Origin of the sequence: Aquabacterium sp. (assembly GCF_021768455.1) — a bacterium.
Classification (GTDB): domain Bacteria; phylum Pseudomonadota; class Gammaproteobacteria; order Burkholderiales; family Burkholderiaceae_C; genus Aquabacterium.
This window is the reverse complement of the sequence record NZ_JAIZVX010000178.1, coordinates 1-7305: the sequence shown is the minus strand read 5'-3', so window position 1 is coordinate 7305 and position 7305 is coordinate 1. Positions and strand designations below refer to the sequence as shown.

The 7305-nt window shown below is 62.0% G+C and carries 3 protein-coding genes and 1 pseudogene; 1 reads left to right on the top strand and 3 read right to left on the bottom strand.

What is annotated here, in order from left to right; translation table 11 throughout:
- The first annotated feature begins 120 nt into the window (after window positions 1-120).
- Window positions 121-3966 carry a DUF3427 domain-containing protein gene (locus QZ994_RS17530; RefSeq protein ID WP_290874699.1) on the top strand — a complete coding sequence of 1282 codons (3846 nt, stop codon included), beginning with the start codon at window positions 121-123 and terminating at the stop codon, window positions 3964-3966.
- Here QZ994_RS17530 and QZ994_RS17525 read toward each other — a convergent pair.
- From QZ994_RS17525 to QZ994_RS17515, 3 genes and pseudogenes are all read right to left on the bottom strand, one after another.
- On the bottom strand, window positions 3958-5778 hold the full coding sequence (locus QZ994_RS17525; protein WP_290874696.1) for a 3'-5' exonuclease: 1821 nt from the start codon (window positions 5776-5778) through the stop codon (window positions 3958-3960). The genes QZ994_RS17530 and QZ994_RS17525 overlap by 9 nt on opposite strands.
- 47 nt (window positions 5779-5825) lie before the next feature.
- Complete coding sequence (yiaY, locus tag QZ994_RS17520) at window positions 5826-6986, bottom strand: L-threonine dehydrogenase (RefSeq protein ID WP_290874692.1); 1161 nt, start codon at window positions 6984-6986, stop codon at window positions 5826-5828.
- A 98-nt stretch (window positions 6987-7084) separates the two neighbouring features.
- Window positions 7085-7305: pseudogene (locus tag QZ994_RS17515) on the bottom strand (hypothetical protein); the annotation flags it as partial.

Here is a 7305-nt window from a genome sequence, read left to right as displayed (position 1 = left end):
TCGGAAGACGGGCCGCGCTGGGGCAAGGCCCCGGCCAAATGGCCGAAGGGGCGGGATGGCAGGGTGGCGTCGTGACATCGCCCGCCCTCCCTAGAATGGGCCGGACACCGACGCAGGCCCATGACGCACACCACCCGCTACTACAACCAGCACGCCACCACGTTCTTCCAATCGACCGTCGACGTGGACATGGGCCCCTTGCACGCGAAGTTCCTGGCACACGTGCCCGCGGGCGGGCGGATCCTGGACGCGGGCTGCGGCTCGGGCCGCGACGCCAAGGCCTTCAAAGACCGAGGCCACGAGGTCGATGCCTTCGACGCCTCGGCAGAACTGGCCCGACTGGCTTCCGAGCACCTGGGGCAAACGGTGGCGGTGCACACCTTCCTCGAACTGGACGCGCACGCCGTGTACGACGGGGTGTGGGCATGTGCGAGCTTGTTGCATGTGCCGCAGGCGGAGGTTCCCGCCGCACTGGGTCAACTCTGGTCGGCCTTGAAGCCCAACGGCGTGCTCTACGTCAGTTTCAAGCTCGGTCAAGGGGAACGTGTCCAAGGGGAACGGCATTTCACAGACGTCAGCGAAGCGCAATTGCGAGACTGGACCCAGGCGCTCGGCGACGTCACCCACACCGACATTTGGCTCACCGAAGACCGCCGCCCCGATCGCTGTGAGCAGTGGGTCAATGGCCTGTTCAAAAAGTCTGCGCCCAACCCACGCAAGCTCATCACAGGCGGCAGCGATGCCTTCTTGCCCAAGCTGGTCCACGAAATCAGCAAGGCCGATCAGATCGACATCTGCGTCTCTTTCATCATGGCCTCAGGCATGACCCTGCTGATGCCCGATTTGCACAGTGCACTGAGGCCACACCCAGACAGCGGCCGAAAGGCTGCACGGCTGCGCGTGCTGACTGGCGACTACCTGGATGTCACCGACGTTGAAGCCTGCCGGCTGTTGATGCTCCTGAAGGAACAAGGCGCTGACGTCCGGGTGTACGAGGCTCGGCAAAACAGCTTTCACATGAAGGCCTACATATTCGCCTGCGAGCACCCCAGCCAGGGCCTCACGGGCACGGCCTTCATTGGGTCCAGCAACATCAGCAAACAGGCCTTGCGCACAGGGCTGGAGTGGAATTACCGCATCGAGTACCCGGGTGATCCTGGCTTCCTAGAAGCACGTGCTCGCTTCGACGAGCTGTTCGCCCACCCTCACACGGTGTCGTTGACCAACGAATGGATCGATGCCTACGACGAGCGCCGGCTTGTCATGCGCCGCCCTGTCGCACCGGGAACCGTAGAGCAAGAACCTCCGCCCAGCCCCAGCAGCATCCAGAAGCAAGCGCTGCAAGCCCTGGATGAAACGCGAGCCAACAACTACCGCCGAGGTCTGGTCGTATTGGCCACCGGCTTGGGCAAAACATGGCTGGCAGCGTTTGACACGCAAGCCATGGGTGCTCGCAAGGTGCTGTTCGTCGCGCACCGCGAAGAGATCTTGGATCAGGCCGCTGCGACCTTCCTGAGGATTCGTCCTGGCAGCCGCGTGGGCTATTACATGGGCCAGCAACGCGATGTGGACACCGACATCCTTTGCGCGTCTGTCCAAACCTTGGGCAAGGAGGATCACCTCAGCCGCTTCAAGCCTGATCACTTCGACTACATCGTGGTCGATGAGTTTCACCATGCCGCGGCCCCCACTTACCGCAGGTTGCTGGCCCACTTCAAGCCTCAGTTCTTGCTCGGCCTCACGGCAACGCCCGACCGCTCAGACCAATCCGACATCCTCTCTCTCTGCGACGACAACTTGGTCTTCACATGCGGGCTGTTCCAGGGCATCGACGCCAAACTGCTCACGCCTTTCCACTATTACGGCATCTTCGACGAGTCGGTGAACTACCAGGAGATCCCCTGGCGCAATGGACGCTTCGATCCCGATGAGCTGTCCAACAAGCTGGCAACCTTGGGACGTGCGCGGCACGCGCTGCGCGAATGGCAAAGGCTCAAGCAGCAGCGCACCCTGGCTTTTTGCGTGTCAATCAAACACGCGGAGTTCATGGCCGAACAGTTCCGCAAAGTCGGCATCGCGGCCGATGCGGTGTACGGTGGCTCGCCCTTGGGTCGGGCAGAAGCCCTGGAACAGCTCTCCGACGGCACCCTCCAGGTTCTCTTCTCGGTCGACTTGTTCAACGAAGGCATGGACCTGCCGTTGATCGACACCGTGATGCTGCTGCGCCCCACCGAATCCAAGATCCTGTTCCTGCAGCAACTGGGTCGAGGTTTGCGCAAAGCCGAAGGCAAAACCAAACTGGTGGTGCTGGACTTCATCGGCAACCACCAGAGCTTCCTGCACAAGCCGCAGGCCTTGTGTGAAACCGGCAGCAGCCTGAAACAGCTTGCGCAGTTCGCCCGGGATGCCGAACAAAACAGGCTGCGCTTGCCCGAGGGCTGCTACATCAACTTCGACCTCAGGCTGCTGGACTTCTTGAAGTCATTGGAACGCCCAGGCGTCCAGAACGAATACGAAGCCCTCAAGCAATCTTTGGGGCATCGACCCACCATGGCCGAGGCTTACCGCGCAGGCATCTCGATGTTGGAGATGCGTCGTCAGTACGGAAGCTGGTTTGAAATGCTGAAAGACTTTGGTGAACTGAGCACCGACGAAGCCTCTCTGCTGGCCCAGCACCTGCCCGTACTGAAAGAGTTCGAAAACACGCTCATGACCAAGAGTTTCAAGATGGTCTTGGCAGAGGCATTTCAAGAACTCGATGGCTGGCAACACCCGCCGCTGTTGCCGGTCTTGGCAGAGCAGTCATGGCTGGTGATGCAGAGGCGGCGGGCCCTCCTGGGCGACCTGCCGGAACAGTTCCCACCTCAACAGACATCCCAAGGAGAAGAGTGGGGAAGGTATTGGCGTGGCAACCCAGTCAAGGCCTGGATTGGCGAAAACAAAGCTGCTGGCGAAACCAGCTTCTTCACGCTGAGGGAAGGTCGCTTCACCCCACTGGTCCAAATCCCTGCTGAGCGCATCGAGTGCTGGTCTGGCTTGATCCAGGAGTTGGTCGACTACCGGTTTGCAGCCTACGAACACAGGCAGGCCTCCAACCCGGGAAACAACGTCGTGCCATTCACGCGACCCGCGGCCCACGGCACTGAGTTGCCTTTCTTTCCCAACATCAAGATCGCTTGCGGACACTTCAAAACTGGCCGAGCCGACGCAGAAGAGTTCCGAACCCTGGGAGGTGGTCACGGCAAGCTCGATCCACAACGGCACTTCATAGCCAAGGCATCTGGCAACTCGATGAACGGGGGCAAGACACCCATCCAAGATGGGGACTACTTGCTGCTAGAGCGCCTGTCACCAAGCAACGCAGGCTCGATCACAGGCTCGGTGATGGCGATCGAGCGCCAAGATGAATCCGGTGACAACCAATACCTGCTGCGCGTGGTGCTGAAGTCGCCCTCCGGTGCTTACGTGCTTCGCGCCAATAACCCTGATTACGCCGACCTGGAAGCCACGGACGACATGCGCACACTGGCTCGGCTCAAGAGCATCTTGAGCCCGCTGGACTTGGCGCAAGGCCAATCGTTCATGCGAGAGGAGATCCCAGGGTTGTTCGGTGTCACATTCAATGTGGGCAGCTGGAACGCCGGACACATCATCCTGCGCCCCCAGAAGGCACATGTGCTCTTGGTCACCTTGAACAAGCAAGGCAAGTCAGCAGAACACCGCTACACCGATCACTGGATTGACGAGCAAACCTTCCATTGGGAAAGCCAAAACAGCACCGCCCCCGACAGCAGCAAGGGGCTTGGGCTGATCCACCATCAACGCGATGGCTGGTCCATCCATCTGTTCGTGCGTGACAGCAAGCTGGTCAAGGGCAAGGCAGCACCGTTCGTTTACCAAGGGCCCGTTCAGTACGTTCGGCACGAAGGCAGTGAGCCGATGCGGGTCGTGTTCAAACTAGGCTGAGGCACACACCCGTTCACCAAAGACTCCCTGCCCACTGACTGTGACGATCAGCTTGTCCGTGGCCCGAGTGGCCGCCACGTAAAAGAGGCGTGCCTCTTCTTTTTCATCCTCGCCCTTCACTGGCATCTGGCCCAAACCAGGGATGGCGACCACCGGGAATTCCAACCCCTTGCTGACCTTCATGGTCATCACCTTGATGGCTTCACGCGAAGGGTGGAACTCGCCGGTGCGCTTGCGCACTTGATGGGGCAGCTTCATGCGCTGCAAGGCCTGTGCACACGCGTCCATCACTTCGTAATCGCGACACAGCACCGCCATGTCACTCCAGGCATTCCCGCCACTTTCGTGCTGTGCCTTCAGCAGTTCGGCAATGCGATCGGCTTCCTCACGCAGGCTGGGCAGCCTGACGATGATCGGATCTTGGCCCTCGCGGCCACAACCGATGGGCTTGACCAGCGGAATGCCGTCTTCGTCGCGGTCTTCCGGTGACAGCAAATCTGCCGCGATCAGGTTCGCGGTCTGAAGGATCTGCTTGGTGTTGCGGTAGTTGATCTTGAGGATGGTCGTGCGACCCTGCGCCTGGATGCCCACGCTCTTGAAACTGAACTGCCGTGAACGGCTGCGCTCGTAGATGCTCTGTGCATCGTCATAGAGCAGCAAGAGGCTGTTGGTGCTGGGGTCCACCATCTGCGTGACCAGTTTCAACCACTCGGGTTTGAAATCATGGCCTTCGTCAATGAGGATGGCTTGGTACTGCCCGGATGGGATTTGCTTACGGTCGACGGCGCGGATCACGTTGTCCACCAGCTGGTCCGCAAAGTTCCGTCCCTGTGGAGGCAGGTTCTGCCCATAAGCCTTGAGCTGGTCGTAGCACCACTTGTGAAAATGGCGGGCATGGACCCGGTCGGCCATGCCTTTGGCGTTGAACACGCTGTGCAGCTTCACCCCCAACGGCTCGTTGAAACACAGGACCAAGATGGGTTTGCTGCTGGCTGTCTGCGCTTTCGCCAAGTATTCAGCTCGATAGCCCAGGATCATGGTCTTGCCTGAACCGGCAACACCGTGGATCACCCGGTGCCCATCGCCCAAGCTGCGCGCCAGTTGCTCTTGCTGAAGATCCATGACCTTCATGACGTCGGGCAGATCGGCATCCGCGTCACTGTCATCGAAGAGTGCACCTTGAGTCTGCACCCGCACTTCGGGGAAGAGGTTCCAGCGCACACGGTCCAGCTGCGGCAAAGACATAGCACCACCAAAAGCGTGGGCGAACATCTCCCAGAGACGTTGCTGGAAAGCCTCGGGATCTTCGGACTCCAGCATCTCGTCCTGGCAGATCACCAGATGCGGCTCAATGGCCTGATCCAAGCCAGCGTTCTCAAACTGCTTGCGCGTGATGCGGGTGAACACCACACCATGCCCCCAAGGAAAGGCGAGCTTGCCTGCGTGAAGACCACTTTGCTGGATCAGTTGAGGATCGCGCTCCAAAGCATTCACCACATCGATGGCGCCGTGTCGCGCTTGGGCCAAGGGATTCTTGACCACCTTGATCTGACCGTCGACCAGGATCTCCCAATACTGGCGAGTGGCCTTGTGAAGGGTGTCGAGTTTCCAATCCTTGGTCTCCAAGACCAAGATGCCACGCCTGGGGTGTAACACCACAAAATCAGGCTGGGTCTGTTTGGGTCCCACTGGCACGTCGTACCAGATCAGGTAGTCCTCTTCGAGCTTTTGCTCCAGGCGCTCGGCCAAACGCCGCTCGCCTGAAGTCATGCGCGCCACACAAGTGCTCAACGCCGGGATCACAACCGCCACTGCTTCCCTCTCCTGGAACCTCTTGGGGGAGCCAGTTTAGGCCGCTTTCACATCGCCGCCCTGTACACCTCACACACCTGCTGCAAGCTCGGCTGCACGGGGTTGGTCAGGCCGCAGGCGTCTTTCAGGGCGTTGGCGGCCAGCTTGGGGATGTCGTCGGGGCTGGCGCCCAGCTGGGCCGTGCCCGCGGGGATGCCCACATCGTGCGAGAGGGTGCGGATGGCCTGCAGCGCCTGCTCGGCGGCCACGCGGGGCAGCATGCCTTCCACGTTCATGCCCATGGCCTCGGCCACCTCGCCCAGGCGCTTGGCGGCGGTGGGCGAGTGGGCGGCGTTGAAGGCCTGCACGTGCGGCAGCAGGATGGCGTTGCACACGCCGTGGGGCAGGTCGTAGAAGCCGCCGAGCTGGTGGGCCATGGCGTGCACAAAGCCCAGCGAGGCGTTATTGAAGGCCATGCCGGCCAGGAACTGCGCGTAGGCCATCTGCTCGCGGGCGGCCACGTCGTCACCATGGTGCACGGCCTGGCGCAGGTGCTGCTGGATGAGGCGGATGGCCTGCAGCGCGCAGGCGTCGGTGATGGGGTTGGCCGCGGTCGAGACATAGGCCTCGATGGCGTGGGTCAGGGCGTCCATGCCGGTGGCGGCGGTGAGCGAGGCGGGCATGCCGACCATGAGGTCGGGGTCGTTGACCGAGAGCACGGGGGTGGTGTGCTTGTCGACGATGGCCATCTTCACGTGGCGGGTGTCGTCGGTGATGATGCAGAAGCGGGTCATCTCGCTGGCGGTGCCGGCCGTGGTGTTGATGGCGACCAGGGGCAGCTGGGGCTTGGCGGATTTGTCCAGGCCTTCGTAATCGGTGATGCGCCCGCCGTTGGTGGCGACCAGGGCGATGCCTTTGGCGCAGTCGTGCGGCGAGCCCCCGCCCAGTGAGATGACGCAGTCGCAGCCGGCCGATTGCAGCAGGCGCAGGCCGTCTTCCACGTTGGCGACGTTGGGGTTGGGCTTCACGTGGTCGAACACGACGGAGGTGACGCCCGCGGCGCCCAGCAGTTCGGTGACACGGCCCACGAGGCCGGTTTTGACCAGGGGGGCGTCGGTCACGACCAGGGCCTTGCGCCAGCCGTGGGCGGCGATCTGTTGCACGGCGTCTTGCAGGCAGCCTGCCCCCATGAGGTTGACGCTGGGTATGAAGAAGGTGGTGGTGGCCATGGTGTGCGCTCCTTTTGCCAACGGGCTGGGATCTGGTTCAACCTGATCGTAGGAGCGGGGCCACCACCGCGCCTTGACGCAGCGCAGGCTGTGTGGGTTCAGCGGCCGCGGGGTGCGGATCGCACGGTGGACGCGGTGGACAGGGTGGGGGCGATGGGCGCCATCACGCGGTCGGCCACCACAAAGCAGAGGCCAGGGTCGCCACCGGGTGGGGTGTGGCGGGCCACGTCCCACCCGCCGGTGAAGGCGCCAAAGGCCGGCAGGGTGAGCACGCCACCGCGCAGCCAGAAGCAGGGCAGGCGCAGGCGCAGGCGGTCGC

Coding starts and splice junctions, on each gene's coding strand:
- QZ994_RS17530 (WP_290874699.1), top strand. CDS start 121: ATGACGCACACCACCCGCTACTACAACCAGCACGCCACCACGTTCTTC.
- yiaY (WP_290874692.1), bottom strand. CDS start 6,986: ATGGCCACCACCACCTTCTTCATACCCAGCGTCAACCTCATGGGGGCA.